A 25,619-nucleotide genomic window follows, 5' to 3' on the forward strand; every position below is an offset into this window, starting at 1 on the left:
TCGGGAGGCTGACTGTGCGACATCATCAAGAACCCCACGGTCTCGAGCCCCAACTCACGCGCCAACCCGAAATGCTGAATCGACACATCAGCCTCGGTGCAATGCGTCGCGATACGACAGATCTGCGCACCATTGTCCTGCGCCGCCCGAATATCGTCCTTGATCCCCAAACCAGGCAACATCAAAAACGCGATCCTCGCCGTCGTCGCCGTCTCGACCGCCGCCCGGATCAACTGCTGCTCAGGAGTCTTCGAGAACCCGTAATTGAACGACGACCCACCCAGACCATCACCATGGGTCACCTCGATCACCGGCACACCCGCACCATCGAGGGCGGCAACGACCGCTGTGACGTGCTTGACGGTGAATTGGTGGCGCTTTGCGTGGGAGCCGTCGCGCAACGACGAGTCGGTGATCCGGATGTCGAGATCAGGACTGTAGGGCATGAGTGTTCCTTACGAAGATCAGTTCGGGCGGTTCAGACGGCGTCGGCGAGGAGGTTCGAAGCGAAGCTCTCGCCGACCTTGGTGGCGGCGGCTGTCATGATGTCGAGGTTGCCCGAGTAGGGCGGCAGATAGTCGCCCGCGCCTTCCACCTCGAGGAAGATCTCGACCCGCGCCAGTCCACCGCTCGTTGTGCTGGGTTCGTCGAACTGTGGCTCGGCCCGCAGGCGGTAACCGGGTACGTACTGCTGCACCGAGCCCGCCATCTCGTAGATGGACGCTGCGATGGCATCACGGTCGGCGTCGGCGGAAATCGAGCAGAATACAGTGTCCCGCATGAACATCGGCGGTTCGGCGGGGTTCAAGATGATGATCGCCTTGCCCCGCTTTGCCCCACCTATGGTCTCGATTCCGCGACTGGTGGTGATGGTGAACTCGTCGATGTTGCCTCGCGTTCCCGGTCCCGCCGACGGTGACGCGACACTCGCGACGATCTCGGCGTAGGCGACCTCGGCGACACGAGACACCGCGTGCACCATGGGGATCGTGGCCTGGCCGCCACAGGTGATGAGGTTGACGTTGGGTGCGTCGAGGTGCTCGCCCATGTTCACCGACGGGATCACCGCCGGGCCGAGCGCCGCGGGCGTCAGATCGACGGCGGTGATACCGAGTTCGGCGTACCGGGGTGCGTTCGCACGGTGAACATAGGCCGAGGTCGCCTCGAAGACGAGGTCGGGCTTCTCATCTTGCGAGAGAAGCCAATCGACGCCTTCCGAACTGGTCACCATGCCGGCGTCGCCCGCGCGCCGAAGTCCCTCGCTCTGGGGGTCGACGCCGATCATCCACCGAGGCTCGATGATGTTCGAGCGCAGCAGTTTGTACATCAGGTCGGTGCCGATGTTGCCGGATCCGACGATGGCGGCCTTCGCCTTGGTCATGGGTTCGTCCTCACTTGAATTGCGCTGTTACAGAGCCGATACCACTGAACTCAGCCCGATAGGTCGAGCCGGCACGTACGTCGATGGCACGAGTGCAGGAACCCGGCAGGATCACGTGGCCGGCCTCGAGTCGCACACCGAAGTCCGCAACCTTGCGAGCCAGCCAGGCGACGGCCTTCGTCGGATTCCCGAGAACTGCGCTCGCCTCGCCGCGCGCGATCTCCACGTTGTCCTCGTAGAGCACGGCGCGGATTCCTCCGATGTCGATGTCCGATGGACGGACCCGCCCAGCACCGAGGATGACCCCGGCCGACGATGCGTTGTCGGCGATGGTGTCGGCGAGGCCGATCCTCCAGTCCCGAATCCGTGAATCGATGAGCTCGATGCTCGCGGCGATGTACTCGGTCGCGTCGAGCACATCATCCTCGGTGCACCCCTGCCCAGGAAGCGTTTTGCCCAACACGTATCCGATCTCGACTTCGACACGGGGGTAACAGAATTGGGCAGTGTCGATCGGGGATTCCTCGGAGTACACCATCGACGACAGGAGATGTCCGTAGTCGGGTTCGTCGACACCCATCATCGCCTGCATCACCTCGGAAGACAGGCCGACCTTGTGGCCGTACACGTTCTCGCCGGCCGCGAGGCGCCTACGGATGTTGATCAGCGCAATCTCGTACGCGTCGACCACGTCGATCTGCTCGAACGTCGTGCTCAGAGGTTCGATCGGGGAGCGGTGTGCCTCGGCGTACCACAGGAGGTCGGCGGCCGACGAGCGTTCGTCATCGATCAGCATCAGGCGGAGGCCGAATCGAGCGTTGCGTCCCGTTCGGTAGCCGACACATGCCGGGCCGCGATGTAGCCGAACACCATCGACGGTCCGATCGTCGCTCCTGCGCCGGCATACTCGTTGCCCATCACCGACGCGGATGTGTTGCCGGTGGCGTACAGGCCGTCGATGACCGTTCCATCCTCGCGCAGCACTCGGCTGTTCGCGTCACACACCAACCCGCCCTTGGTGCCCAGGTCGCCTGCTTCACAACGGATTGCGTAGAAGGGCCCCTTGACGATCTCGTCGAGGTTGGGGTTCTTCATCGTCGGATCGCCGTAGTAGCGGTCGTATGCGCTCTCGCCGCGACCGAAGTCCTCGTCCACACCTGAGCGCGCGAAGCCGTTGAAACGGCTGATGGTCTGCACCAGCGCATCGGCCGGGACACCGATCTCTTTGGCGAGATCACGCAGCGTGTCGGCCTTGTGTACCACGCCCGAGTCATAAAACCCCTGTGGGAAGGCGACATTCGGTAGCACCTGCGCGAACGGGTATCGGTTCTTGGCCTTGGTGTCCATGATGAACCAAGCCGGTACGTGCCCACCCTCGAGTTGCTCGTGCACGAAGTTCACGTAGGGAGCCGATTCGTTGGTGAACCTTCGGCCTGCACTGTTCACGATCACGGACGGCGGAATACAACGCTCCGACACCAGCGGGATGACCGCGCCCATGGGATGTAGCACCGAAGGCATCCACCACGCGTCGTCCATCAGATCCACTGCTGCCCCGAGACGCTGGCCGGCGACGATGCCGTCGCCGACGTTCTCTCTGGCGCCCGAACTGACGTCCACAACCCCGTGTTGGGGCAGGTACTTCGCCCGCATCTCCATGTTGTGGTCGAATCCGCCGGTGGCCAGCAGCACGCCCCGGCGCGCACCGATACGAATGGTTGTGCCATCACGCTCGGCGACGACGCCGATGACCGTTCCGCGGTCGTCGGTGATCAGTTCGGTCATCGACGTCTTCAGCCACAGGGGGACGCCTGCGTCCTTGAGGACCATGCGCATCCGTGCGACCAGGGCACGCCCGCCGGTCGCCATGTGTCGGCGCCTGATCACGTTGGAGGACACCCGCCACGCTGCGACCAGGGAGGCCTTACGCCCCTTCCACGTTCTCTTGACCATGGCGAGGTCGTGGTAGTCCTTCGAGGTGACCCACAGTCCCAGCGGGCCTTTCATACTGTTCGGCCGCTGGAACTTCTCGTCTTCCTTCAGTGCGCGGGTGTCGAAGGGCTTGCACTCGATGGTGCGGCCCAGCGCGCTGCCCCCTTCGAACTCCGGGTGATAGTCCGAGTACCCCTTGACCCAGTAGAGCTTCATGTGTGGGCTCTTGTCGAGCAGTTCCATCAGCGCGGGCCCGTTGTCGACAAAAGCGTCGAGACGATCCGCAGGTACCTTGCCGTCGGTGATGACGTCGAGGTAGCGGCGAACCGAACTGCGTTTGTCGACCACACCTTTCGCCCGGAGTGTCGGCGCGTTGGGAATCCAGATGCCGCCGCCGGAGATGGCGGTGGACCCACCGTAAGTGGCGCCCTTGTCGATGATGAGTGTCTCGAGTCCGCTGTGCGCAGCGGTGATTCCTGCGGCCATGCCACCGCCGCCGCTTCCCACGACCAGGAAGTCGACGATTGTCTCGAACTGTTGGGTGCCGAAGCGATTGTTGTCGGCCATGTCTACGTCCTGTCCTTGCGGGTGAGAAAGGCAAGCACCGCAGAGACCCAGGCATCTCGGGCCTCGATCATCGTCCAGTGCCCGCACTTGGGGAATACGTGCAACTCGCTGTTCGGGATGTCTCGCATCGGCAGCATTGCCATGTCGACCGGGCTCACCCTGTCGTCGCGTCCCCAGGTCAAAAGCGTGGGGGCTCTGACCTTGCCGAGCTGCGACCAGTACGGCGGTGCGTCCGAGCGCGCGGCCGCGACCATGGTGGCGGCAAAGGCCGTGCTGCTGTACATCCGCCGGGCGATCTCCAGGGTTGTGGGCTCGGTCGCAAGCTCCCAGCGCTCGTCGATGAGTTCGGGGGTGATCACGGCCGGGTCGTAGACCATCGATCGGAGCCAGCGGACCAGCCCTTCGCGGGTGGGGTTGTCGGTGAACTCCATCAGGAGCTTGATGCCCTCGCTGGGCCCCGGAGAGAAGGTCGCCTTGCCCATTCCACCGATGGTTACCAGCTTGCCGACCCGGCTCGGCGCATCGATCGCAACCTTGGTGGCGACGATCCCGCCCATCGAGTTCCCGATCATGTGTGCAGATTCGATCTCGAGACCGTCGAGAAACAGTTCGACGGCGGACTGCGCCATCGACATCGGGTGGCCGTCGCCGGGATCACTGACGCCGAATCCGGGGAACTCCAGTACCAGACAACGGAAGTGCTCGGCCAGGTCGGGGAGTACTCCCCGATAGTTCCGCCATCCGGTCACGCCCGGCCCCGAACCGTGAAGCAACAGCAGCGGTGGGCCCACGCCGGCCTCGTGGAAGCGCAGCACCCCGAGATCGGTGTTCAACTCCCGCAGACTGCGCTCGTAGCTCACGTCTGTTGTCATGGGCCGAACGTTGCCAGCCCGGTGCCTCATCCACAGCCCAGGTCTCGTTGAGCGAGATGCCCAGCACGCCAAGGCCAACCGGAATCTGGCGCTTCCACTGAGCGAGACCACGCACGGCTGCCGAGACCGGGCGCCATAGCGTCGCCTCCATCACTCGACCACACAAGGGAACCGGAGGTGATCGGATGTCGATCGAAACGATGTCGCAAACCGACATGCGAAAGGCACTGGGCCATTTCGCCAGTGGGGTCACCGTGGTCGCGGGCATGGATGACGAAGGACCCATTGGGTTCGCCTGCCAGTCCTTCGCCTCGGTGTCGCTTGATCCTCCCTTGATCCTGTTCTGCGCGGACCACCGCGGGCGATCGTGGCCCCGCATCCGGAACACCGGCCGTTTCAGCATCAATGTGCTCCATGAGAACCAGACCGACCTGTGCTCCCGATTCGGGTCCAGCAGAGGTCGCAAATACGACGGGCTCGACTGGGAGCTGAGCAAGTGGGCGACGCCATCCCTCCCAGATGTGTTGATGCGGGCACACGCCGAGATCCACGACGTGCACACCGCAGGCGATCACGACGTGGTGATCGGCCGAGTCCTCGAGTTGGAGTCGGTCACCGATGAGCGTCCGATGATCTTCTTCCGCGGCGGATTCGGTCTCGACACCACTTCGAATCTGTTGCGCGCCTGAAGCGCAGCTGATTTCCCGCGCGTGTCGATCCGTCTACAGCCACTGCCCCGACTGCACGGCGAGCAGTCGGTCCAACGCCTCTGCCGACCACGTGTTGTCCGGCAGCGGAGGGGTCTTGCGTCCCCGGCGGGTTGTACCGGCCTCGGGATACAGGGTGCGCGTGACTTCCCGAGCCGCCCGAACCACCAGAGGAGCAACCCGTTTGAGCTGAGCGGTCCGTGCGTCGCCGCACAGAGAGATCGCCGCAACCGGACCGTCGTAGCCGCGGACCGCGACCCCGACGCATGCGGCGCCGCGTACGGACTCGCCGCGCTCGAATGCCAGTCCGCTGCGCTGACGGATGCGGTTGAGTTCTTGGTGAAGTGTCGGGAGATCGGCGATCGTGCGGTCGGTGCACCGATTCAGCCTGTGCTGATAGATCGCGTCGACGCGCTCGGGGTCGAGCCAGGCGAGCATCGACTTGCCGCCCGCGGTGGAATACGCCGGTCCGCGTCCGCCGACTCGCGACGGCAGCGACGCGGCAAATCGTCCACCGACCTTGTCCAGGTAGATGCTCTCGCCGCCGTCGAGGACCGACAGATGGACGACCATCCCGGTTTGCATGTGCAGGTCGTGCAAGAGGGGCGCGGCCGCCGCACGGACCTGTGCGTGGCCACCGTCTCCTCCGCCGAGACCCATCGACCGCCGGCCGAGTCGGTATCCGAACGAGGCGTGTTCCACCCAGTTCAACCGCACCAGTTGGTCGAGGATGCGGTGCACCGTCGATCGGGGGAGCTGCGTGCGTCCGGCCACCTCTTCGAGGGTGAGCCACGACGCCGGGCCGCCGAACGAGTCGAGGATGAGCGTCATACGTTCGAGCATCGAGGGCGGAAGATCCCGCTTTCCGGCAGGGCGGGGGTGTGCAGCACCGGAATCAATGACCGTCATCGAGCCTCCATAACCTGGTCGAATCTGAGATCCAGGACAAAACTGAAATGAATTCTTGTAATACTAGCAGCAGTCCCGGTGACTGGGAAGTGAGTCGCGGCAGCCGCTCTCGGCAACGCTGCGAACTCCCACTCTCTCCGCCCTACAGAAAAGAAGGCTGATCATGACCGATAACACCCCTGACGTGGCAGTTCTCGTCGAATCGCTCATCGAGCGCATCACCCTGCTCGAGGACAAACTGGCCATCACCGAGTTGATGACGGCCTACGGCCCGGCAGTCGACAGCGGCTCGGCCGAAGCCGTGGCCCACCTCTGGACCGAAGACGGCGTCTACGACGTGGACACCGGCATCATGCGAGGACATGCCGCGATCACGGCGATGGTGAGGTCGCAGGCGCACCAGGCGTGGATCGACGGCGGCTGCGGGCACGTTCTGGAGCCCGGTCACATCATCGTCAACGGCAACACAGCGGTCGCAACCTGTAAGTCGCAGTTGATCATTCGCGATGGCGACCACTTCACGGTCCTGCGGGTGACCGCGACCCGCTGGGAACTGCAGAAGATCGACGGCACGTGGAAGGTGACGTACCGGACCGGGCGCCTGCTCGACGGTCGCCCGGACGCTCGCGCGTTGCTGGCCGAGGGAGTCCGGGACTGAGATCGCAGGTCGGCTACTTGCGTCGAAACTAGAATGAATACTAGTTTCCATGCAGTAGCCAACAAACTGAGGAGCTCAACATGGTGGACACTCTCGATCTGGCCGGCCGCGTCGCCGTCGTCACGGGCGCGGGCGCTGGTCTCGGACGCGCGGAAGCTCTCGCGCTGGCCGAGGCGGGCGCCGCCGTGGTCGTCAACGACATGGGCGACAACGCGCACCTCGTGGTCGACGAGATCACTGCCGCCGGCGGGCGGGCCGTCGCGCTCACCGGCGACGTCTCGGACTGGTCGATGGGCGAGCGCCTCGTCCAGGAGGCGGTCACCCGATTCGGGTCATTCGACATCCTGGTCAACAACGCCGGGATCCTGCGGGACAAGATGATCTTCAACCTGACCGAATCCGATTGGGACGACGTCATCCGTGTGCATCTCAAAGGCCACGCCGCCACCTCGCGCGCCGCCGCCGTCCATTGGCGCGAAGCGAGCAAGAGCGCCGGTCAACCGGTGTTCGGGCGTGTCATCAACACGTCGTCAGAGGCCTTTCTGTTCGGCTCGGCCGGCCAGCCGAACTACTCGGCGGCAAAGGCGGGGATCACCGCGCTGACACTCTCGACCGCACAGGGATTATCCCGCTACGGTGTGCGCGCCAACGCCATCTGCCCGCGGGCACGTACCGCGATGACCGCGGACGCCTTCGGGGCGAACAACGGTGCCTCCGAGAGCGATCCGCTTTCGCCCGAGCGGGTGGCCACCCTGGTTCGCTATCTCGCATCCCCCGCGTCCGACGAGATCAACGGTCAGGTGTTTGTCGTATACGGCAAGATGGTGGCGCTGATGCACGCCCCGGAGGTCGAGAATCGTTTCGACGCAGCCGGTTCCGCGTTCTCGGCCGAGGAGCTCGCAAGCCGGCTGACGCCGTACTTCTCCGGCCGTGGAGAGTACGAGACGTACGCCGCCTACGGGGTGGCCGAGCTGGAGAAGCCCGCCCTGGCCACCGCACCCTCAACCGTATGAGTGATCGGCGTCTTCGCAGTCCCGTCGCCCGCTGAGAAGCCGGGGATCTCGCTCAACACCCGTCTGCTGTCGGGGCCCCGGCTTGCACCGCCGACACGAACGACTGGATGTCGCGCAGCGAGGCACCGATGGTCTGACGGTGGTCGGCGCCCTCGTACAGTCGATAGTCGATCTGGTTGCCGCCGGCGCACAGGGCGTCGACCAGCACATCGGTGCCGGATTTCGGCACCACGGCGTCGGTGCTGCTCTGAGCGATCATCGTCGGCACAACCACTTTCACCGCTGCGGGCTCCTGCTTCGTCATGTAGTCCGTCAACGGGCCGAGGTCGGCATCGGCCCGGAACACCTGGCCGTCCACCACCGGTGGCACACGGCGGATGTCATCCAGGCAGCCGGTCCTGGCGGAGTCGAGGAGCGGACGAGCCTGATCGGTGAGCAGGTCCTCGGGACGAATCGAGGGGTCAGCCGCTTGGGCACCGAGCAGTATCAGCGGGAGAAACGATTGTGCCGCAGCGATTCCGGGCACGCCCGATTTGAAGTACGCCGGTAGTCGATCGAGCCCACTCCCGGGCGCAATGGCCGCTGCAGCTCGAAGATTGAGCTCCGGTGCGCGTTCGGGGGCGTCTTCGGCGACGAACAGTGCGGCCTGGCCTCCTTGACTGTGGCCGACCGCGTACCAATCGTCGCCGATCGACTGGTCGAGTTCACGTGCTGCACGCACGATGTCGGTGAGCGCGTTCACCTCCGAGTCGGCGTTGACATAAGGATGGATCCCCGGGGTGCCCAGACCTTCGTAGTCGGTGCGAACCACGGCAAAGCCCTTGCTCAGCCAATCATTTAGTGCGGCATCGACTTCGGTCAGATACGCCTGGGTGGGGCCACCTTCGAAAGCCGCGGACGGTGCGCACGCATCTGCCACACCCGTGGTTCCGTGCGCCCAGCTGATCACCGGGTAGCCACCGTTGGGGGCGGGAAGTCGCGGTACCGCAACCGTTCCGGATACCACGATGGCGTTCCCGTTCGCGTCCTCCGACGAGTACGTGATCAGTCTGGTCTGGGCCGCATCTCGGAGAGCAACCGGTCCGTCGACCACGGCCTCGGACAGCACTCGGCCTGCTTTCACGGGCGCCTTGTCGCCGTCCGCGTTCTCGTCCGAGCCGGATGAGCAGGAGACCATCGCCAGGGTGACCACGGCCGTGGCAGCAATCGCCGACCATCGAGTGGGCACCGACTTCCGACGATGCAGTGCGGCAAGGTTTTCGCTCATTCGTGCGCCTCTTTTCATGCAGGCACTGTGACAGCGCCCACCCACCGGGATCAGAAGCGTCCCGCTGAGCGAGACCTGCCTGCCTCATCGGCCGTCCCGCATCACACATCGCCCGGCTCAGCGACTCGCCTGTCTTCTCCGAGCCGGCGCGGCGACGACTCGTGGCGCCGAGCAACATCCGATTCCGGCCAGTGGGACTGAGCGGTTGGTGTGCGCTAGGTCACTGTAGCTTTTGGCTCACCGCGGCGAAGGCAGCCCGTCTTCGCCCGATCGAATCCACATGTACTGCGCCACAGACCGATACGCCGCAGTCGACGACAGCCGCGTTCGTCACACATCACCACGTCTACCTGGAGGACATCCATGACAACGATCCCCGACCCGACGGCACCGGCAAAGCCGTTGCCCGAACGCGGACGATTCAACCGTCGACGCTCCACCGGGGTGATCATCGGCATCCTGGTCCTGGTCGAGATCATCAGCGCTTTCGAGACCTCGATGGTGTTCGCGGCGATCCCGACCATCATCGCCGACTTCAACAGCGACGCCGCGACGGTCGGTTGGGCGGTGACGGCCTTCCTGCTGGTCGCCGCGGCCTCTGCGGCCGTCTGCGGTCGGCTCGGCGACATGTACGGACGCGAGAGAGTTCTGGTGTTCATCCTCGCCGCCGCCACCATCGGGTCACTGATCAGCGCCCTCGGCGACAGCATCAGTGCCATCATCATCGGTCGTGCGATCCAGGGCGTCGCCGGCGCGATCCTGCCACTGTGCATCGGACTGGCCCGCGAACACCTGCCCAATGTGAAGGTCCCTGTCGCTGTGGCCCTGATCTCCGGAACGGCGGTGGCCGCCGGTGCCGCGTCCGCCTACGTTGCCGGTTTGATGATCGATCACGCCAGCTGGCACATGATCTTCATCGTCGCGGCGGTCTACGCCACATTCACCTTGCTGCTTGTCCTCTTCGTGCTGCCCTGGCGTCGACCGGTGGGCACAAGCCAGAAGGTGGACTTCCTCGGCACCATCGCCTTCGCCCCGGCAATCGCGGCAATCTTGCTCGCCATCAACAAGTCCGGTGCCTGGGGGTGGAGCGACGCAAAGACGCTCGGCCTGCTCATCGGTGGTGCGGTGGTACTGGCGCTCTGGGTGCTGTGGGAATTGCGGGTCACCGATCCGATCGCAAACGTGCGACTGCTCGCCCATCGCAAGGTCGCGTTGACGATGCTCGCGACGCTGACGCTGGCCGCCGGTCCTTTCGGTATCAGCAACATGATCGTCCCCCTGGTGCTGCAGACGCCCACGAGCGCGCCCTTCGGCCTGGGCATGACCCCGACCGACGCCGGACTGCTGGCTTTCGTCGCAGCACTGCTCGGGTTCGCCTTCACACCGTTGAGCGGCCGGATCACACGCACGATGGGATCGCGGGTGTCACTCCTGATCGGCGGCCTGGTGTACGGGGTGTCGGGCGTGATGCTGATGATGTTCCACGATTCCAAGGTCGGAATGTTTGTCATGGTGGTCACCGTGTCCATCGCGACGTCGTTTGCCTACACGGCCCTGCCGAACCTGATCGTGGAAGAGGTTCCCGTCGAGAACACCAGCGAGGCAACCGGTCTGAACACCGTTGTGCGCACTGCCGGGCAGGGAGTCGGAACGTCGATCGCCACGACCATCCTGGCGTCGTCGGCGGTCGCCGGTAGCGTCGCGCCCACCGTGACCGGGCTCAACACCGTCGCCATCGTCATCCTTGTCGGCACCGGACTGACCGTCGGCCTCACCTTGATGCTGCGCGGCGGGACGGTCTATGCCGACGCCTGACCCCACCTGACCCCACCTGATCCCGATGATGTGCCCTTCTGGCGACCCCACCTGGGGATATCTTCGCCATAAGGGCACATCATCGGGTTTGCGGCAGGTTAGATATCGACAGCGATGCAGGTGACGCGGGGTCGCTCGCAAAGCTCACGATTTCCGCCGCCATCAGCGACGTTGCCGGGCGTGCATGCGGCAGAAGGCCCTGTTATTTTGCTGTTATCTTTCCCGCGGTGCCGCATGCGGCACCGGGGCAAGCACCGGTCCGGATCGGGCCATTCACTGGCACCACGTACAAAAGGAAACTGATGCGCGCAAAGCACGCCTGGCGGAAGTTCGTCGCCGGAGCCCTTGCCCTTGTGGCCGGAGTGGCGGTCTCGGTGGCCGCGGCACCCGGCACTGCGTCGGCAGCCCCCCAGACGGTCTACGTCTACTCCGCCGCGATGAACAAGAACATTCCCGTTCGCGTCCTCCCCGCGTCAGGTGGTGGCAGCCACGCCACCCTCTACCTGCTCGACGGCCTGCGTGCACCCAACAACAACAGCGGCTGGCTCATCGAGACCGATGTGCAGCAGTTCTTCGCCGGCAAGAACGTGAACGTGGCGATCCCCTTCGGCGGCGGCGGCAGTTTCTACACCGACTGGCAGCGCGACGACCCGACCCTGGGCCGGCAGAAGTGGGAAACGTTCCTCACCCGGGAGCTTCCTGCCTACCTGAAGTCGGCCTTCAACAGCGACAACCGGCGCAACGCCATTGCCGGGCTCTCGATGAGCGGCACCTCCGCATTGAACCTCGCCTCCAAGCACCCCAACTTCTACCAGGGCGTCGCGTCGTACAGCGGCTACCCCACGGTCAGCACCCCGGGGTTTGCGCAAGGCATCGCCGCATCCGTGCTCGAAATGGGCGGCAACCCGGTGAACATGTGGGGCCTGTGGCCGGCCGGAGCCTGGACGGCGAACGATCCCTCGCTGCACACCGGAAACCTGCGCGGCAAGCGTGTGTACGTGTCCTCGGGTGCGGGTTCGCCGCGAACGAACCCGATCTTCAACCCGGCGAGCCCGTCGTTCGACCCGATCAAGTTCTCCCAGATGGTGCCGCTTGAGACCGCGGCGTCGATCAGCAGCCAGCTATACATCGCCAGCCTTCGTGTCGCCGGCGTCAACCCGCAGGTCCACATCACGCCGGAGGGTGTGCACTGGTGGACCCACTGGGAAGACCGCCTCAAGGAATCCTGGTACGGAACGCTCGCTCCTTCGCTGGGCGTCTAGTCCCACAACAGTCCGTCGGCCGCGCCCCAGAGTTCTTGGGTCGCGGCCGACGTCGTTGTTGCTGTGCTCAGGCCACCAGGTCTTTGTTCAGCGCCGGCCGGTAGAGACCGATCAGGAATCGCACACCTTGTGGCGTGAGGATGTTCTTCACCCCGATGGCCACGAACTTCGCCATCGTCGAGAAGTCCTTGGACCTCGACCTGTCGAGAACCCGCTGTAGCGCCGCTTCGAGCTCCGGGTCGTCGATGTCTCCCGCCCTCAGTTCCGCAAGATTCTCTGCCACAAAGAGTTTCGCATCGCGATTGAAGTGCAACCGGTCGACCGCCTCGACCGAGATCTTGTCCGGCAACGTGGCGCACCGCTCGAGACCACCGGCGATGTAGAGGTTGATCATGGTGCGCAGGCACTTCTCGCATTCGCCGCAGTTGTAGGCGTTGCCCTGATTCCACCAGCACACTCGCAGGTTGTTCATCGCGGCGTCTTCCTCGATGAACTTCTCCATCTTCGCCGCCCGACTCGCCTCGACACCGTCGTGGACGAACTCGACTGCGTCGCTGGACCAATGCCCATCCAGGTCGGGATGGGTACCCCATGGGTGCAACTGGTCGGCGGTGTAACTCGAAGGGACGTAGATCTTTTCGACAACGGTCGACAACGCGATCCCGACATGCGCCAGCAACGCACCGTGGCCCTGCAATCCCCAGTTGAGCCGGTTCCGGTCCAATCGGCTACGCAGATCGGTCTTGACCTCGATGAGTTCCTTACCCAGCTCGGACGCCGATTTCCGTAGAGCGTCGAGGGTGCGTTCGGCGAGATCGTTGTTGGCCAGATCGATGTCGAAACCGTGGATGAAGATGAGATGCGTGATCTCGTCGAGGTGTTTGAGCGTGGTGTAGTACGAATCCACGCCACCAGAGAAGAAGGCACCCACCCCGCGCCGGCCGGAGGGCCTGGTGGTGTCGACCGACATGGGGGCCATGATGGTCACCTCGTCCAAGATGTCCGGAAACCACGAACCGAGGGTGTCTTGGGCCTTCACGCTGCCCTGCACCGCTGTCTCGCTGACGTCGCCGTACACCACCACGTCGCGTTTGTTCCGCATCCCGATCAGGGTTGCGGGAGCCAGCCACGGCGTCGCATCACCCGCCAAGGGAACGTTTGCCGTGGTCGCAACCCTGACCGTGCGTTCACCGTTGATCAGCAACGCGCTGATGCGGCGAGCGTCGGCCGAGTCCGACGATGGAACAAGAGTGACGGGCGTAGACATCTCTCACCTTTCCTCCGCTGATGATCCGCAATCGATGGTGCCAGCCCTCCCGGTGCCGCCGACAGGGGTACCGCCCTGCGGCATGAGTTCATACGTTCGGGCTCCCCCGTCGCCCGCACGTGGCATCGGTGGCGTTAACGTCGCCTCATGGATCAGTTCTCAGCCCTGGTGGCGCGACAGACCGACGACGGTATCGAGACCGCGATCGAGACCGTGGACGAATCGTTCCTGCCTGAGGGCGGCACTCCGACCGCGGCCACCGGCGACGTCACCATCCGGGTGTTGTACTCCAGTGTCAACTACAAGGACACACTCGCTCTGACGCCGAAAGGCGGTGTGGTACGCGATTATCCGATCGTTCCCGGCATCGACCTCACCGGCGAGGTCGTGGAGTCGAAGTCACCCGACTTCGCGGTCGGCGATCTGGTTCTCGCCCACGGCTACGAGATCGGCACCGGCCGCCACGGCGGCTACGCCGAGTACGCACGCGTTCCGGCCGACTGGGTGGTTGCCCTCGGGGAACTCTCGCCGCGCGACGGTGCCGCGATCGGGACCGCCGGGTTCACCGCGGCGATGAGCGTGCAAGCACTGCTCGATCGCGGGATCTCCCCCGCCGACGGCCCGATACTGGTGACCGGCGCGACAGGCGGCGTCGGTTCGGTCAGCGTCGACATCCTGGCGGGTCAGGGCTTCGAGGTGGTCGCGTCCACGGGCAAGGCGGACGCCGGCGATCGGCTACGACAACTCGGTGCCACCGACGTCATCGGCCGACTGCCACTGGACCCCGATGCCAAACCACGCCCGCTCGGCAAGGCCCAGTGGGCCGGCGCCGTCGACTGTGTCGGCGGCAAGACGCTCGCCGATGTGCTGAGCGGCATCAAATACGGCGGCGCCGTGGCGGCCAGCGGCCTGACCGGCGGACCTGCGTTGGCCACCACCGTGCTGCCGTTCATCCTGCGCGGTGTCGCCCTGCTCGGCATGGACTCGGTGCAGATGCCGATCGAGCCTCGACGAACCATCTGGGGTGCACTCGCCGGATCGCTCGCCCCCAGGCACCTCACGCACATCGTCTCGGAGGTCGACGTCAAAGACGTGGTCGGCGTTATCGATCAGGTTCGCGCGGGAGAGTTCTCAGGCCGTGCCGTGGTGCGGGTGGCAGGCGGGTTCTGAAGGACTCAGCTCGCAGGGTTCACGGCGATGTCGACCCTGTCGGGGTAGAAGGCGAGGTGCCCAGCGATCGGCGCGACCGCGTCGTAGGGCTCCTCGTACGTCCAGGCCGCATCTTTGATGACGCCTTCGTCGGTGACGACATCGAAGTAGGAGGCACTGCCCTTGAACGGACAGTAGCTCTCGGTGCTGCTGCGTTGCAGCACTTTTGGATCGACCGCAGCCAGCGGCACGTACGCCACCGGCGGGTAGGACGCCTCACGCAGGGTGAGCGTCTTGTCGGTGTCGGCGACGAGTGTGCCGCCTGCGGTCACGGTCACCGAGTGGGTGCTCGGTTCCACCGTGATCGGATGGTCTGGGCCGGGGATCAATTGCGTTCTCGACATGGTTTGCCTCTTTCTCTCCCTCGATGCCAACGCTTTCCGCAGCCGAGCATTCCCCGCGTCACCGATCAGCGAAGTCGCAGGAACTCCGCCGTCTTGTCGTCGGCCGGGTAGAAGCTCTCGACGCTGAGTTCGTCGACCGTCACGTCCAGCGGGGTACCGAACGTGGTGACCGTGCTGAAGAACGACAGCTCACCCTGGTCGCTACGCAGCCTCAGGTAGATCGCAACATCGCCGGAGAGTGTGGCATCTGCGTCGGCATCCTCGTCGGCGTCGGGGACTGGGTACCGCTGGAGGCGCGCCAGCAGCGCTTTCAGTTCGGGGTCGCCGGTCACCCTGATCTGCCGGTCGAGTCGTTCGAACAAGTGCCTGCGCCACTGCCGATGGTTGATGATCCTGGACCCCAGCCCCCGCGGGTCGAGGCTGAACTCGAGCACGTTGAACGGCGGATCCAGCAGGTCGTCGGGAGCACCGTCGGTGAAGGCGGCAACCGCCGCGTTGGCGTCCACGAGATTCCAGTGCCGGTCCACCGCCAAGGCCGGGTACGGTTCGGTCGCGGCCAGCACCTGACGTAAAGCACTCCGCACCATGGTCATTCGGGAACCGTCGAGCGGCGTCTCACCATAGGACGGGGCATATCCGGCGGCGAGCAACATCTGGTTGCGCTCACGCAGCGGCACATCGAGATGCTCGGCCAGTCTGAGCACCATGGCGCGGCTCGGCACCGATCTGCCGGTTTCCAGGAAACTCAGATGCCTCGCGGAGACGTCGGCCGCTGACGCGAGTTCCAGTTGCGGTACCTTGCGGGTGGTGCGCCACTGCCGCAGCAGGTCACCGAAAAGGTAACGCTGTTCTTCGGTCATGTACTGATCTCCCGGTTTGATCTGTCAGCATTATGGACTGCGGGTTGTGCACCGAGCGCATGGTCGACTGCTGCCCGTGGGTGGGTGTTCGACGATCGAAGAGGAGTTCTCATGACCGTGCTCGACCGCTTCCGGCTCGATGACCGGGTGGTGATCGTCACCGGCGCCTCGTCCGGCTTGGGGGTTGCCTTCGCCAAAGGGTTCGCCGAGGCCGGAGCCCGTGTGGTGCTCGCCGCCCGCCGCGCCGACAAGCTCGAGAAGACCGCTGCGCTGGTCGAGTCCGTGGGAGGCACCTCCCTGTCGGTGGTCACCGACATCACGCAGGTCGAGCAGGCCACCGCGATGGTCGAGGCTGCGATCACCGAGTTCGGCCAGGTGGATGTCCTGATCAACAACGCCGGCGTGGGAACGGCCGTGCCGGCCACCCGCGAGACTCCCGAGCAATTCCGGTCGGTCATCGACATCAATCTCAACGGTTCCTACTGGGCCGCACAGGCCTGCGGCCGGGTGATGAAGCCGGGAAGCTCGATCGTCAACATCTCGAGCGTCCTCGGCATCACCACCGCAGGCCTTCCGCAGGCCGCCTACTCCGCGAGCAAGGCCGCCATCTCGGGACTCACGCGCGATCTCGCGCAGCAGTGGGGATCGCGAAAAGGCATCCGGGTGAACGCGATCGCCCCTGGATTCTTCGAGTCCGAGATGACCGCCCAGTACCCCGACGGCTATCTGCAGCAGATGGCTGCACGGCAGGTACTGCCCCGCAGTGGCGACCCAGAAGAACTCGCGGCCACCGCGGTCTGGCTCGCCTCACCGGCCGGCGGGTATGTCACCGGGCAGACCATCGTGGTCGACGGCGGCCTCACCATCACATAGCGGGCTGGCCCGGCATCTTGTCGATGAACCCGTAGACGCTGGTGACCTTCTCGTCGTTCACCACGACCACATCGAAGCCGATCACCACTGCCTCTCCTCCGCTCTGCGGCACCAGTTCCCAGGTGAAGCGGGCGATGTTGTGGTGGGTCTCGAACACGTCACCCCGAACGAACTGCATCCCCGCGAATTGTTGCTGGGCCCCGGCAAGCACCTGATCGATCGCTTCTGTGCCCGTCACCGACGCGAGCGGATCGGTGTAGACACCCTCGGGGACCCACACCTTGTCGACGATCGCCCGCCGTGCGCCTGGATCGGTTTCGTTCCAGGCGCTCAGGTAGTCGTCGACCAGGGCAGTCATCTCGGTCATCGCATCTCCTTCGTCTTGCGTTGGTGTTGTGATGACCATGCTGCTGCGCCGCGGTGTGTTGAAGCGATGACCTCCGAGGTAACACTTTCGATCGACCACTTGCCGCGCGCCGGCTCCGGCCGGCAACGCCCGCATCCGTCGGCGCGCTCTAGGATTGTCGACAGAATGGTGAAGACGCCGACGACGGAGGGGATGGGTTCACCTGTGGGAGCACCGAAACGAGCCGTGGGAGGCGACGGCTTACCGGTGAGTCTGGTCGACGTGGCCGCGAGGCGGGTTCGTGACGCGATACTCAGCGGCGCACTGCAACCGGGCGACAAGATCGTCGAAGAACAGTTGTGTGCGGGGTTGGGCATCAGCCGGGCCCCACTGCGCGAGGCGTTGCGACTTCTCGGGCAGCAGGGGCTGGTCGAGCATCTCCCGCGGCGCGGATCAAGGGTGACCGAGTGGTCGCCACAGGACATCTTGCAGCTCTTCGAGCTACGGCACGTACTCGAACGGCACGCCATCGAAAAGGCTCTACCGCTTGCCGATGTGACCACTGCCCTGAGCCCGGTGCGGGCTGCGCTCGACGACATGCGAGAGGCCGGCAAACGCGACGACGACCTCGAGAAGGACGATGCCCATCGTCGCTTTCACGCCGCAGTGGTCGGATTGGCCGGCAACCGGCAGCTCGACATCGCCATGGAACCAGTGCTGCTGAAGTTACAGCTGCCGATGGCCATCAATCTGCGCTCGGAGGCGCGGGTCCACGACCCCAGTGACGGAATCCGTCGGCACGAGCGGATTCTCGAGGCACTGGAGACCAACGATGCACGAGTTGCCGTGGAAGCGGCCAAGAACCACGGACAACTCGCCTATCTGGGGCTTGAGAGCAACAACTAACACGATCGACACACAACCGTTCCGCCGTCGCCACGATTCTGTCGACAATCGACATTATGACTTTCCGGAAACCGGTACGCGGCCCGACGCTCGGGCCCTCGATCGCCGAGATACTCCAATCGCACGCCACCGGCACCGGTACCCCGGCCACCACCGCAGCTCGTGTCGCAGACGCCATCGCCGCACGTGGTGACGACGGCACCTGGATCTCCACGGTGCCGCGTGAACAATTGATCGCCGCCGCCGAAGCCATCGAGAGACGGCCCGGGGCGCGCACCCTTCCGCTGTACGGGGTGCCATTCGGGGTCAAGGACAGCATCGATGTCGCCGATGTCCCGACCACCCTGTCGTGCCCCGACTTCGCGTACGTGCCAGAGGTCACCGCGGCGGTGGTCCAGCGCCTGCTCGACGCGGGCGCTCTGTATGTCGGTAAGACCAATCTCGATCAGTTCGCCACCGGACTCAACGGCACGCGAACGCCACTCACCGTGCCGCGCAGCGTCTATGGCAACGAGATGATCTCCGGAGGGTCCAGTTCGGGCTCGGCGTTGGCCGTTGCCCTCGGCCAGGTTCCTTTCGCCGTCGCAACCGACACCGCGGGATCGGGCCGGGTTCCCGCCGCGCTCAACGGCGTCGTCGGGTTCAAGCCATCGCGGGGCGTCATCAGTGCGGTGGGTCTGGTGCCGGCATGTAAGTCGTTGGACTGCATCACGATCATGGCCGGATCGATCAACGACGCCGACCGCGCGTTCGACGTGATGGCAGCCGAGGACGAGAACGACTCATGGTCGCGCGCACGAGGCCAGAGACACAGCGGTGCGCCGACCCGTGTCGGCCTGCCGTCACCGCAGGAACTCGACTTCTTCGGCGACTCGGATATGGAGATCGCCCATCTTGCCTTCCGCGAACGGCTTTCGCGTGGATCGACGGTGGTGGACGCCCCGCTGTCCCCGTTCCTCGAGGCCGGCGCCCTGCTCTATTCCGGGCCATGGGTGGCCGAACGACTGGTCGAGTTCGCCGATTTCCTTGCTGCACAACCAGACTCGATCCATCCCGTGGTGCGCGACATCCTGCGGAGCGGCGAGCGATACACCGCGGTCGACGCGTTCGCCGCACAACAGAAGCTGCAGGAGTTGCGCGCAGAGGTCGGGCGTCTGTGGCGTCAGATGGACGTGCTGGTTGTCCCCACCATCGGAACCACCTTCACAGTCGCGCAAGTGCTGGAGCGACCCATCGACTGCAACACTATGTTGGGGCACTACACACACTTCGGCAATCTGCTCGATCTCACCGGCGTAGCAGTCCCTGTAGGTCACACCGGCGATGGTCGTCCGCTCAGCGTGACGATCCTCGGACCGGCCTTGTCCGACGACACGGTGCTCGACCTCGCAGCACGTTTCCTCGATGAGCCACGAGACATCTCGTCACTCGCCCAGTTGCACCAAACCATCACCACCCCAGCCGTATCCCTCGAGGAGAACCCATGACCGTGGTCACCGTCGACACCGCGGTGCCGGCTCCGTTTCCTCTTGTACCGGGCCGGACAGCCCTACTCGTCATCGACATGCAACGAGACTTCCTCTTGCCGGGCGGCTTCGGTGAGAGCCTCGGAAATGAAGTGGGCCTGCTCCTCGACGTGGTTCCACCACTCGCGGCTTTGATCGATGCTGCCCGGTCTGCCGGCATCATGATCATTCACACCCGCGAGGGCCACAAGCCCGACCTATCCGATTGCCCTCCAAGCAAACTCCGCCGGGGGGCGGCTTCGAAGCGGATAGGCGACCCTGGTCGGTACGGCCGGATCCTGATCCAGGGCGAGTACGGCCACGACATCGTCGACGAGCTGGCTCCGGTCGCAGGCGAAGTCGTGATCGACAAACCCGGGAAAGGCGCGTTCTACGCGACCGATCTGCAGCAGATCCTCACCGATGCGGGCATCACCCAACTGCTGGTCACCGGGGTCACCACCGAGGTGTGTGTTCACACCACAACCAGGGAGGCGAACGACCGCGGGTACGAATGCCTTGTCGTATCCGATTGTGTCGGTTCGTATTTTCCCGAGTTCCAGCGCGTCGGCCTGGAAATGATCAGCGCGCAAGGTGGAATTTTCGGCTGGGTTGCCGATTCCACGGCGGCCATCGCCGCCCTGTCTCTCATCCCCGATCCTTCGCAACACAGCTGACAGGAAGCACGACAATGAGTACAGAAGTCAACGAATCGGCGGCTACTCCTCCCTCCCCCACCGACCACAAGGTGACCGTCGCCTGGTGGACCCGCGGCGACACCAATGCCTTCTTCGGGTTGGGATTCAACATCCTGGTCAACGTCCTGACTTTGACGGGGCTGATGATCGGTGTCGTCAGCGTGCCTGCCGGCGATGTTCTCGGCACAGTCCTTCCCGCGCTTGGCGTTGCCCTGATCCTGGGGAATCTCTACTACACATTCCTGGCACGCCGGCTGGCCGCCAAGGAGAATCGCACCGACGTCACCGCCCTGCCGTACGGGCCGAGCGTGCCACACATGTTCATCGTCGTATTCGTCGTGATGTTGCCCGTCTACCTCAACACCAACGACGCGATGGCGGCATGGCAGGCGGGTCTGGCGTGGGCGTTCATGATCGGTGTGATCGTGATGATCGGTGCATTCGTCGGGCCATACATCCGCAAGATCACTCCGCGAGCGGCCATGCTCGGCACACTGGCCGGCATCTCGATCACGTTCATCTCCATGCGCCCGGCAGCCCAGATGTGGGAGGCGGCATGGATCGGTCTCCCGGTGCTCGCGATCATCCTGATCGGCTTCTTCACCAATGTTCGTCTGCCCGGCAACATCCCGGTCGGGCTGGCCGCTCTCCTGGTGGGAACCGCCATCGGATGGGCCGGCGGATTCATGGACGCGCCGGCGGTGTCCGACGCCGTGAGCGACATCGCCGTCGGCGTTCCCGACCAGCGATTCGACATGCTGTTCGACGGTTTGAAGGATCTTGCCCCACTGCTCGGTACCGCGATCCCGCTCGGCGTGTACAACTTCACCGAGGCGATGAGCAACGTCGAGAGCGCGGCAGCGGCCGGAGACAGTTACAACCTGCGCAGTGTGCTCCTCGCCGATGGCGCAGGCGCGGTCATCGGTTCGGCCTTCGGCTCACCCTTCCCACCCGCGGTGTACATCGGCCATCCCGGCTGGAAAGACGCCGGCGGTCGCACGAGTTACTCACTCGCCAGCGGCGTCGCGATCGGATTGCTCTGCTTCCTCGGTCTTTTCGGTGTGCTCGACTCCCTACTACCCGTCCCAGCGATCGTCCCCATCCTCCTGTACATCGGATTGCTCATCGGGGCGCAGGCTTTTCAGGCCGTCCCCCGCATCCACGCAGTGGCGGTGGTCATCGCGATCATCCCCAACCTCGCGCAATGGGCGACAGGGCTCATCGACAATGCACTCAGCGCCGCAGGCACCACCGCCGGTGAGGTCGGTTACGACTCGCTCGACGGCGCCGGTGTGGTCTATGAGGGACTCAAAGCGCTCGGGGAGGGCGCCGTACTGGTGGGCCTGGTTCTCGGCACCATGGTCACATTCATCATCGACAAGAAGTTCCTCTACGCAGCACTCGCCTCTGTGGCAGGTGCGGTGCTGACATTCATCGGTCTCATCCACGCTCCCGAGGTCGAATGGGCAGCGGCCCCGGAGATAGCTCTTGGCTACCTCTTTTTCGCGATCGTCTGCCTCGGCTATCACTTCCTCCCGAACGGGAGGGACGAGATCAAGACCGATGACGTCAAGGCCGATGGCGTCGAGGCCGCCCGCGAGTAGCGCACGAGCAAAACGCGACGGTCATCGAGAGCCCCACGCACGCCGTGGGGCTCTCGGTTGATCACCACGGACGACTGATCGGCGCGATCGGCGGCCCCGTACGGTGGTCACAACAGGACCAGGTGTCACCGATCAGGAGGACCGCATGACCTTTCCGCATGAAAACGAAGAGCCTGTCGGCGAGACCGACGAGACGGCCGAGCAGAAGAAGACCTACGAGGCGGGCGAAGAAGGCACCGGAGAAGAACGCGACCACGCGCTCGGTGGCAGCGAGGGCACGTCCGACGGTCAGTAGGTGACCGCGTCGCGGACCCGAATCCGTTGATGTCGCCGACAGCGCCGACATAGGGTTCGAAGCGAGCCGGGCACTGTTTCCAGCGATCCGCTGGCCTCGATCATCCGGTTCACGGACCGAGGATGTGAAATGAACACCGACGCCAGCAACGCACCGGCCATCGTCGTGGGGATCGATGGTTCCGAGGCCGCACTCGGCGCCGCCCGATGGGCGGCGGACTTTGCCGCAGCAAGCCATTCACCCTTGTCCCTCTTCCACGCCATACCTCGGATCGACTGGTATTTCGCCAACGCGATGGTGTTCACGCCCGAGGCGTTGGCCACCGAACTCGCCGAGGAGGGCCGCAAGAAGATCGACGAGGCGGAATCCGCCATCCGGGCGGTGCATCCTGATCTGACCATCGAACGGCACATCGTGAACGAGGCCGTCGGCCCTGCGTTCGAAAAGGTGTCGGCCACAGCGAGGTTGGTGGTCATCGGTTCTCACTGGACCAGCGCGGCAAGCGATCTCATCCTGGGCGGCCATGTGATCCGGATCGTCAACAACTCGCGCTGCCCGGTCCTGGTGTGGCGCAGGACCGCCTGCCCCGACACCGACGAGACGCTGCCCGTTGTTGTCGGAGTGGATGAGTCGGAGAACTCGACGCGCGCGCTGGAATCGGCGTTCGAACTCGCCGACACGCTGCGCGCACCGGTGACGGTTGCACACATGTGGGAGACGGGCGCCGCGGTCGGGCTCGGCTACGGCGAAGGGCCGGTCGACTGGAACCTCCTGCACCTTTTGCAATCCAACCAGGAACAGAAGTTGGACGAATTGGTCGCACCGTTGCGCGCGCGCTTCCCCGGTGCCCACGTCAACAAGGTCTACACCGACACCGGGCCGGCCAAGGGGCTCAAAGAACTCTCCCGATCCGCACAACTAGTGGTCGTCGGCAGCCGAGGACACGGCAAACTCGCCGGTGCCGTGCTGGGTTCGGTCAGCCAGAGTCTCATCCACCACGCGGATTGCTCGGTGCTCGTCGTCCATTGATCGACGATGCGGTCGTGCGGCCAGCGCACTGGTTCAGACGAGCGCAACGCTCGAACCCGCGCCGAGCTCTCGACCACCGTCTGGTTAGGCACACTGCCAACAGCCGCTTTCGGTACGGCGATGCTCGGCGGCCGCTGATCCCGTTTCACACATCAACGATATTTATCTGAAAAAACGATTTTTAATGCGCCCTGCCGCTAGGATACCCAGCATTCTCCCTGGCGGCGTCGGTGTACGTGTACGTCCGGTTGATTCAAGGCAGACCGCATTCGCCGACACGGCGGCCCAACGTAATCACCCGGAACGTCCCCTGGTGGTTGCTGATCGCATCGTGACCGAAGGCGGCTCACCGAAGAGTTCGCGGTAATGCTGTGCGAAGCGTCCCAGATGGACAAAACCCCATTTGCGGGCCACCGAAGCCACACTTGTACACGAGGAACTTTCGTCGCTCAGTTCAGCACGAACGCGATGCAGCCGCAGTTGTCGGAGATAGGTCATGGGAGAAAGTTCGCCGGCGTCGGCAAATGCCTGTTGCAGCGCTCTCCCGCTGACACCGACCTCACCGGCGAGCTCGGCAGTGGTCCACGCACGTTCCGGCTGAGCGTGCATGAGGTCGACCGCCTGCTTTACCGCTTTCCCGCCCGCACTGCTCGCGATCCGACCCGTCACTTCGTCGGCGAATGTATGTGGCTGGGTGAGAAGCAGACCCTGGATCAGGAGCTGCTGCACGTTTGCGACCGCAAGGCGGTTGCCGAAGATCCCGTCTGGCCGCACTCCGTCTTGTGCAAGCATCTTGACCAGGGTCACCCAGGTCGATGCAGTTGGTGTGGCCATGTTCAACCCCGTCGGGAACACCGGGTTCGAGCCGACCGGTCGATCAAGCATCATCTCCAACTCCCTACGGAGACTCGGGGGCCGAACCTTGAGGCAGAGCTGGCTGCAGCCGTCGGACCATGCGATGCCACCCGACGTTCCAGGAGCGAACACCGCAGCCGAGCCGGGCCCCGTGACAACTGGCCGGTCGACCCCGTCCCAGGTGTTTACCGCGTAACCGGTCGACACGATATTGATGTAGTAATCGCTGATATCCGTTGCCCGGGTCCTCACCGCGCCCCCGAAGCCGAGGCGGCCCAACGTGAGGGTCGGCAACTCAAGGGCCTGTAGCCGAGCGTCGAGCGCGTGTCCCTGGAGGAGCACGAGCTCCGTCGCCAGGTAGGTTCGCCCCAGAGCCTCACGCGCCTCATCGACGTCAGCGGTGCGGAAATCCGACTGTCCCTGTACCACATCAAACCTCCCGTCGGACCCACTGTCGACATCGCCACTATCCATAAAACGAGGATAGTAAGGCCATATAACGACCGTGAAGAATGCGAATACCCCGTTCAATTCCAACAGTCGGCGCTGCATGGTTGCGCTTCCCGGGGGAAACTTTGCGATATCTATTTCCTACGCTAACTTGTTGACGGTGTGACCTGGTCTTTTGCGCTGCAGAAAGAGATCTGTAACAAAATACGCACAAATGCGACATACTGGGTGAGCGCTGGGTGATGTTCCTGTTTCTGGATATCCGTTTCGGGCCGGTCGGCGCTGTGGACGAGATCAATTTCGTCTGACCTTGGGTTCATGTCGAGTTCGGGTCGAACCGTGTCCACCGTTCCATTTCAGCGGGTCCAGTCGGGTCCACCACAGGAAGAAGCGCAATGAAGAAGCAGACCAAAGCAGCAGCGGCCGCCGGCGCGGGAGCAATCCTTCTACTCGGCGGTGCCGGGAGTTTGGCCTACTGGAACGACAGCAGTACTGCCCCCGGAGCAGACATCAGCTCGGGCACCCTCTCGCTCAGCGACTGCACAGGCGGCGGAACCTGGACTGACGTGAACCACGGGGGCACCGTCATCGCGGACATCACCGCATTCCGTATCGTGCCGGGCGATCAGGTGTCCTACAACTGCGCCACCTCGATCACTGCCACCGGCAACAATCTGACGGCGACGCTGACCGCCAACATCGGCGCGGTGACCGGAGACGCAGACCTGCGTGCGGCATTGAATCCGACGGTGAGCGCGACAGCAAATGGCACGGCGCTACCCAGCGGTACGACGGGAGTACAGATTTCTCCCTCGGTGGCCACTCAGCCCATCGTGGTCACTGTGACAATGACATTCGACCCACTGACCACCGGTACGACGGCGCAGACTCAAACCATCAACCTGGCAGCGACCACACTGACTCTGCAGCAAAACACCAATCCCATCGTCACTCCATAGCCCGTGAACAGACTCCGGTGGTTGACCGCGGGAGGT

Annotated in this window: 25 protein-coding genes and 1 pseudogene; 14 read left to right on the forward strand and 12 right to left on the reverse strand. The window is 64.3% G+C overall.

Annotated features, from left to right (window positions below; all coding sequences use genetic code 11):
• The 5 genes and pseudogenes from KXR83_RS00005 to KXR83_RS00025 form a co-directional block, all read right to left on the reverse strand.
• A pseudogene (locus KXR83_RS00005) lies at positions 1 to 446 on the reverse strand (4-hydroxy-2-oxovalerate aldolase); the annotation flags it as partial.
• Between the two features lie 32 nt (positions 447 to 478).
• Positions 479 to 1,381, reverse strand: coding sequence for an acetaldehyde dehydrogenase (acetylating) (locus tag KXR83_RS00010; protein WP_437423015.1), 903 nt, complete (start codon positions 1,379 to 1,381; stop codon positions 479 to 481).
• A 10-nt stretch (positions 1,382 to 1,391) separates the two neighbouring features.
• A complete protein-coding gene (locus tag KXR83_RS00015) occupies positions 1,392 to 2,177 on the reverse strand; it encodes a 2-keto-4-pentenoate hydratase (protein WP_437423016.1) in 786 nt (261 codons plus the stop codon).
• Positions 2,177 to 3,880 (reverse strand): FAD-binding protein, encoded by a 1,704-nt coding sequence (locus tag KXR83_RS00020; RefSeq protein ID WP_437423017.1) that lies wholly within the window; start codon positions 3,878 to 3,880, stop codon positions 2,177 to 2,179. Before KXR83_RS00020 ends, KXR83_RS00015 begins: the two co-directional genes overlap by 1 nt.
• Positions 3,881 to 3,882: 2 nt before the next feature.
• Complete coding sequence (locus KXR83_RS00025) at positions 3,883 to 4,752, reverse strand: alpha/beta fold hydrolase (protein WP_437423018.1); 870 nt, start codon at positions 4,750 to 4,752, stop codon at positions 3,883 to 3,885.
• Between the two features lie 185 nt (positions 4,753 to 4,937).
• Between KXR83_RS00025 and KXR83_RS00030 the strand changes: the two genes are divergently transcribed.
• Positions 4,938 to 5,441: a flavin reductase family protein gene (locus KXR83_RS00030; protein ID WP_437423019.1), complete on the forward strand. Its 504-nt coding sequence runs from the start codon at positions 4,938 to 4,940 to the stop codon at positions 5,439 to 5,441.
• Between the two features lie 33 nt (positions 5,442 to 5,474).
• Here the strand turns inward: KXR83_RS00030 and KXR83_RS00035 are convergent, their stop codons facing one another.
• Complete coding sequence (locus KXR83_RS00035) at positions 5,475 to 6,368, reverse strand: IclR family transcriptional regulator (protein WP_437423020.1); 894 nt, start codon at positions 6,366 to 6,368, stop codon at positions 5,475 to 5,477.
• A 163-nt stretch (positions 6,369 to 6,531) separates the two neighbouring features.
• On the opposite strand from KXR83_RS00035, the gene KXR83_RS00040 reads away from it, so the two are divergent.
• Together KXR83_RS00040 and KXR83_RS00045 are read left to right on the forward strand one after the other, a co-directional pair.
• A complete protein-coding gene (locus tag KXR83_RS00040) occupies positions 6,532 to 7,026 on the forward strand; it encodes a nuclear transport factor 2 family protein (protein ID WP_437423021.1) in 495 nt (164 codons plus the stop codon).
• Positions 7,027 to 7,106: 80 nt separating this feature from the next.
• Positions 7,107 to 8,039, forward strand: a complete 933-nt coding sequence (locus KXR83_RS00045; protein ID WP_437423022.1) for a 3-oxoacyl-ACP reductase — start codon at positions 7,107 to 7,109, stop codon at positions 8,037 to 8,039.
• A 52-nt stretch (positions 8,040 to 8,091) separates the two neighbouring features.
• On the opposite strand, the gene KXR83_RS00050 is transcribed toward KXR83_RS00045, so the two are convergent.
• Positions 8,092 to 9,216 carry an alpha/beta hydrolase family protein gene (locus KXR83_RS00050; RefSeq protein ID WP_437423583.1) on the reverse strand — a complete coding sequence of 375 codons (1,125 nt, stop codon included), beginning with the start codon at positions 9,214 to 9,216 and terminating at the stop codon, positions 8,092 to 8,094.
• Positions 9,217 to 9,669: 453 nt separating this feature from the next.
• Between KXR83_RS00050 and KXR83_RS00055 the strand changes: the two genes are divergently transcribed.
• The gene (locus KXR83_RS00055) at positions 9,670 to 11,121 is read left to right on the forward strand and encodes an MFS transporter (RefSeq protein ID WP_437423023.1); all 1,452 of its coding nucleotides are present in this window, start codon (positions 9,670 to 9,672) and stop codon (positions 11,119 to 11,121) included.
• Between the two features lie 302 nt (positions 11,122 to 11,423).
• Positions 11,424 to 12,383, forward strand: a complete 960-nt coding sequence (locus tag KXR83_RS00060) for an alpha/beta hydrolase (protein ID WP_437423024.1) — start codon at positions 11,424 to 11,426, stop codon at positions 12,381 to 12,383.
• 67 nt (positions 12,384 to 12,450) lie between these two features.
• On the opposite strand, the gene KXR83_RS00065 is transcribed toward KXR83_RS00060, so the two are convergent.
• A complete protein-coding gene (locus KXR83_RS00065) occupies positions 12,451 to 13,650 on the reverse strand; it encodes a hypothetical protein (protein ID WP_437423025.1) in 1,200 nt (399 codons plus the stop codon).
• Between the two features lie 147 nt (positions 13,651 to 13,797).
• Here KXR83_RS00065 and KXR83_RS00070 point away from each other — a divergent pair, with 147 nt between their 5' ends.
• Positions 13,798 to 14,820 carry an oxidoreductase gene (locus tag KXR83_RS00070; protein ID WP_437423026.1) on the forward strand — a complete coding sequence of 341 codons (1,023 nt, stop codon included), beginning with the start codon at positions 13,798 to 13,800 and terminating at the stop codon, positions 14,818 to 14,820.
• 5 nt (positions 14,821 to 14,825) lie between these two features.
• Here KXR83_RS00070 and KXR83_RS00075 read toward each other — a convergent pair whose 3' ends face one another.
• A complete protein-coding gene (locus tag KXR83_RS00075; RefSeq protein ID WP_437423027.1) occupies positions 14,826 to 15,203 on the reverse strand; it encodes a DUF427 domain-containing protein in 378 nt (125 codons plus the stop codon).
• A 65-nt stretch (positions 15,204 to 15,268) separates the two neighbouring features.
• Positions 15,269 to 16,063, reverse strand: a complete 795-nt coding sequence (locus tag KXR83_RS00080; RefSeq protein ID WP_437423028.1) for a helix-turn-helix domain-containing protein — start codon at positions 16,061 to 16,063, stop codon at positions 15,269 to 15,271.
• Positions 16,064 to 16,174: 111 nt separating this feature from the next.
• On the opposite strand from KXR83_RS00080, the gene KXR83_RS00085 reads away from it, so the two are divergent.
• Positions 16,175 to 16,936 (forward strand): SDR family NAD(P)-dependent oxidoreductase, encoded by a 762-nt coding sequence (locus KXR83_RS00085; RefSeq protein WP_437423029.1) that lies wholly within the window; start codon positions 16,175 to 16,177, stop codon positions 16,934 to 16,936.
• On the opposite strand, the gene KXR83_RS00090 is transcribed toward KXR83_RS00085, so the two are convergent.
• Positions 16,929 to 17,303, reverse strand: coding sequence for a nuclear transport factor 2 family protein (locus KXR83_RS00090; protein ID WP_437423030.1), 375 nt, complete (start codon positions 17,301 to 17,303; stop codon positions 16,929 to 16,931). The two genes, KXR83_RS00085 and KXR83_RS00090, sit on opposite strands and share 8 nt — an antisense overlap.
• Positions 17,304 to 17,495: 192 nt before the next feature.
• Here KXR83_RS00090 and KXR83_RS00095 point away from each other — a divergent pair, with 192 nt between their 5' ends.
• The 6 genes from KXR83_RS00095 to KXR83_RS00120 all read left to right on the forward strand — a co-directional run bounded on the left by KXR83_RS00095 (position 17,496) and on the right by KXR83_RS00120 (position 23,319).
• Positions 17,496 to 18,188, forward strand: a complete 693-nt coding sequence (locus KXR83_RS00095) for a GntR family transcriptional regulator (RefSeq protein ID WP_437423031.1) — start codon at positions 17,496 to 17,498, stop codon at positions 18,186 to 18,188.
• A 56-nt stretch (positions 18,189 to 18,244) separates the two neighbouring features.
• A complete protein-coding gene (atzF, locus tag KXR83_RS00100; RefSeq protein WP_437423032.1) occupies positions 18,245 to 19,675 on the forward strand; it encodes an allophanate hydrolase in 1,431 nt (476 codons plus the stop codon).
• Entirely contained in the window at positions 19,672 to 20,370 is a 699-nt protein-coding gene (locus KXR83_RS00105; RefSeq protein WP_437423033.1) for a cysteine hydrolase family protein, read from the forward strand. Before atzF ends, KXR83_RS00105 begins: the two co-directional genes overlap by 4 nt.
• 14 nt (positions 20,371 to 20,384) lie before the next feature.
• The gene (locus KXR83_RS00110) at positions 20,385 to 21,995 is read left to right on the forward strand and encodes a regulator (RefSeq protein ID WP_437423034.1); all 1,611 of its coding nucleotides are present in this window, start codon (positions 20,385 to 20,387) and stop codon (positions 21,993 to 21,995) included.
• A 145-nt stretch (positions 21,996 to 22,140) separates the two neighbouring features.
• Complete coding sequence (locus KXR83_RS00115) at positions 22,141 to 22,290, forward strand: hypothetical protein (RefSeq protein ID WP_165842475.1); 150 nt, start codon at positions 22,141 to 22,143, stop codon at positions 22,288 to 22,290.
• Positions 22,291 to 22,419: 129 nt separating this feature from the next.
• Positions 22,420 to 23,319 carry a universal stress protein gene (locus KXR83_RS00120; protein WP_437423035.1) on the forward strand — a complete coding sequence of 300 codons (900 nt, stop codon included), beginning with the start codon at positions 22,420 to 22,422 and terminating at the stop codon, positions 23,317 to 23,319.
• 294 nt (positions 23,320 to 23,613) lie between these two features.
• Here the strand turns inward: KXR83_RS00120 and KXR83_RS00125 are convergent, their stop codons facing one another.
• The gene (locus tag KXR83_RS00125; protein ID WP_437423036.1) at positions 23,614 to 24,648 is read right to left on the reverse strand and encodes an AraC family transcriptional regulator; all 1,035 of its coding nucleotides are present in this window, start codon (positions 24,646 to 24,648) and stop codon (positions 23,614 to 23,616) included.
• 371 nt (positions 24,649 to 25,019) lie between these two features.
• Here KXR83_RS00125 and KXR83_RS00130 point away from each other — a divergent pair, with 371 nt between their 5' ends.
• The gene (locus tag KXR83_RS00130) at positions 25,020 to 25,583 is read left to right on the forward strand and encodes an alternate-type signal peptide domain-containing protein (protein WP_437423037.1); all 564 of its coding nucleotides are present in this window, start codon (positions 25,020 to 25,022) and stop codon (positions 25,581 to 25,583) included.
• Positions 25,584 to 25,619 lie beyond the last annotated feature (36 nt).

Source organism: Williamsia muralis, from assembly GCF_051487485.1.
Lineage (GTDB): Bacteria > Actinomycetota > Actinomycetes > Mycobacteriales > Mycobacteriaceae > Williamsia > Williamsia muralis_B.

Coding starts and splice junctions, on each gene's coding strand:
- KXR83_RS00045 (WP_437423022.1), top strand. CDS start 7,107: ATGGTGGACACTCTCGATCTGGCCGGCCGCGTCGCCGTCGTCACGGGC.
- KXR83_RS00030 (WP_437423019.1), top strand. CDS start 4,938: ATGTCGATCGAAACGATGTCGCAAACCGACATGCGAAAGGCACTGGGC.
- atzF (WP_437423032.1), top strand. CDS start 18,245: ATGACTTTCCGGAAACCGGTACGCGGCCCGACGCTCGGGCCCTCGATC.
- KXR83_RS00040 (WP_437423021.1), top strand. CDS start 6,532: ATGACCGATAACACCCCTGACGTGGCAGTTCTCGTCGAATCGCTCATC.
- KXR83_RS00085 (WP_437423029.1), top strand. CDS start 16,175: ATGACCGTGCTCGACCGCTTCCGGCTCGATGACCGGGTGGTGATCGTC.
- KXR83_RS00020 (WP_437423017.1), bottom strand. CDS start 3,880: ATGGCCGACAACAATCGCTTCGGCACCCAACAGTTCGAGACAATCGTC.
- KXR83_RS00125 (WP_437423036.1), bottom strand. CDS start 24,648: ATGGATAGTGGCGATGTCGACAGTGGGTCCGACGGGAGGTTTGATGTG.
- KXR83_RS00015 (WP_437423016.1), bottom strand. CDS start 2,177: ATGCTGATCGATGACGAACGCTCGTCGGCCGCCGACCTCCTGTGGTAC.
- KXR83_RS00055 (WP_437423023.1), top strand. CDS start 9,670: ATGACAACGATCCCCGACCCGACGGCACCGGCAAAGCCGTTGCCCGAA.
- KXR83_RS00105 (WP_437423033.1), top strand. CDS start 19,672: ATGACCGTGGTCACCGTCGACACCGCGGTGCCGGCTCCGTTTCCTCTT.
- KXR83_RS00060 (WP_437423024.1), top strand. CDS start 11,424: ATGCGCGCAAAGCACGCCTGGCGGAAGTTCGTCGCCGGAGCCCTTGCC.
- KXR83_RS00035 (WP_437423020.1), bottom strand. CDS start 6,368: ATGACGGTCATTGATTCCGGTGCTGCACACCCCCGCCCTGCCGGAAAG.
- KXR83_RS00130 (WP_437423037.1), top strand. CDS start 25,020: ATGAAGAAGCAGACCAAAGCAGCAGCGGCCGCCGGCGCGGGAGCAATC.
- KXR83_RS00050 (WP_437423583.1), bottom strand. CDS start 9,216: ATGGTCTCCTGCTCATCCGGCTCGGACGAGAACGCGGACGGCGACAAG.
- KXR83_RS00065 (WP_437423025.1), bottom strand. CDS start 13,650: ATGTCTACGCCCGTCACTCTTGTTCCATCGTCGGACTCGGCCGACGCT.
- KXR83_RS00075 (WP_437423027.1), bottom strand. CDS start 15,203: ATGTCGAGAACGCAATTGATCCCCGGCCCAGACCATCCGATCACGGTG.
- KXR83_RS00010 (WP_437423015.1), bottom strand. CDS start 1,381: ATGACCAAGGCGAAGGCCGCCATCGTCGGATCCGGCAACATCGGCACC.
- KXR83_RS00110 (WP_437423034.1), top strand. CDS start 20,385: ATGAGTACAGAAGTCAACGAATCGGCGGCTACTCCTCCCTCCCCCACC.
- KXR83_RS00080 (WP_437423028.1), bottom strand. CDS start 16,063: ATGACCGAAGAACAGCGTTACCTTTTCGGTGACCTGCTGCGGCAGTGG.
- KXR83_RS00025 (WP_437423018.1), bottom strand. CDS start 4,752: ATGACAACAGACGTGAGCTACGAGCGCAGTCTGCGGGAGTTGAACACC.
- KXR83_RS00070 (WP_437423026.1), top strand. CDS start 13,798: ATGGATCAGTTCTCAGCCCTGGTGGCGCGACAGACCGACGACGGTATC.
- KXR83_RS00120 (WP_437423035.1), top strand. CDS start 22,420: ATGAACACCGACGCCAGCAACGCACCGGCCATCGTCGTGGGGATCGAT.
- KXR83_RS00090 (WP_437423030.1), bottom strand. CDS start 17,303: ATGACCGAGATGACTGCCCTGGTCGACGACTACCTGAGCGCCTGGAAC.
- KXR83_RS00115 (WP_165842475.1), top strand. CDS start 22,141: ATGACCTTTCCGCATGAAAACGAAGAGCCTGTCGGCGAGACCGACGAG.
- KXR83_RS00095 (WP_437423031.1), top strand. CDS start 17,496: ATGGGTTCACCTGTGGGAGCACCGAAACGAGCCGTGGGAGGCGACGGC.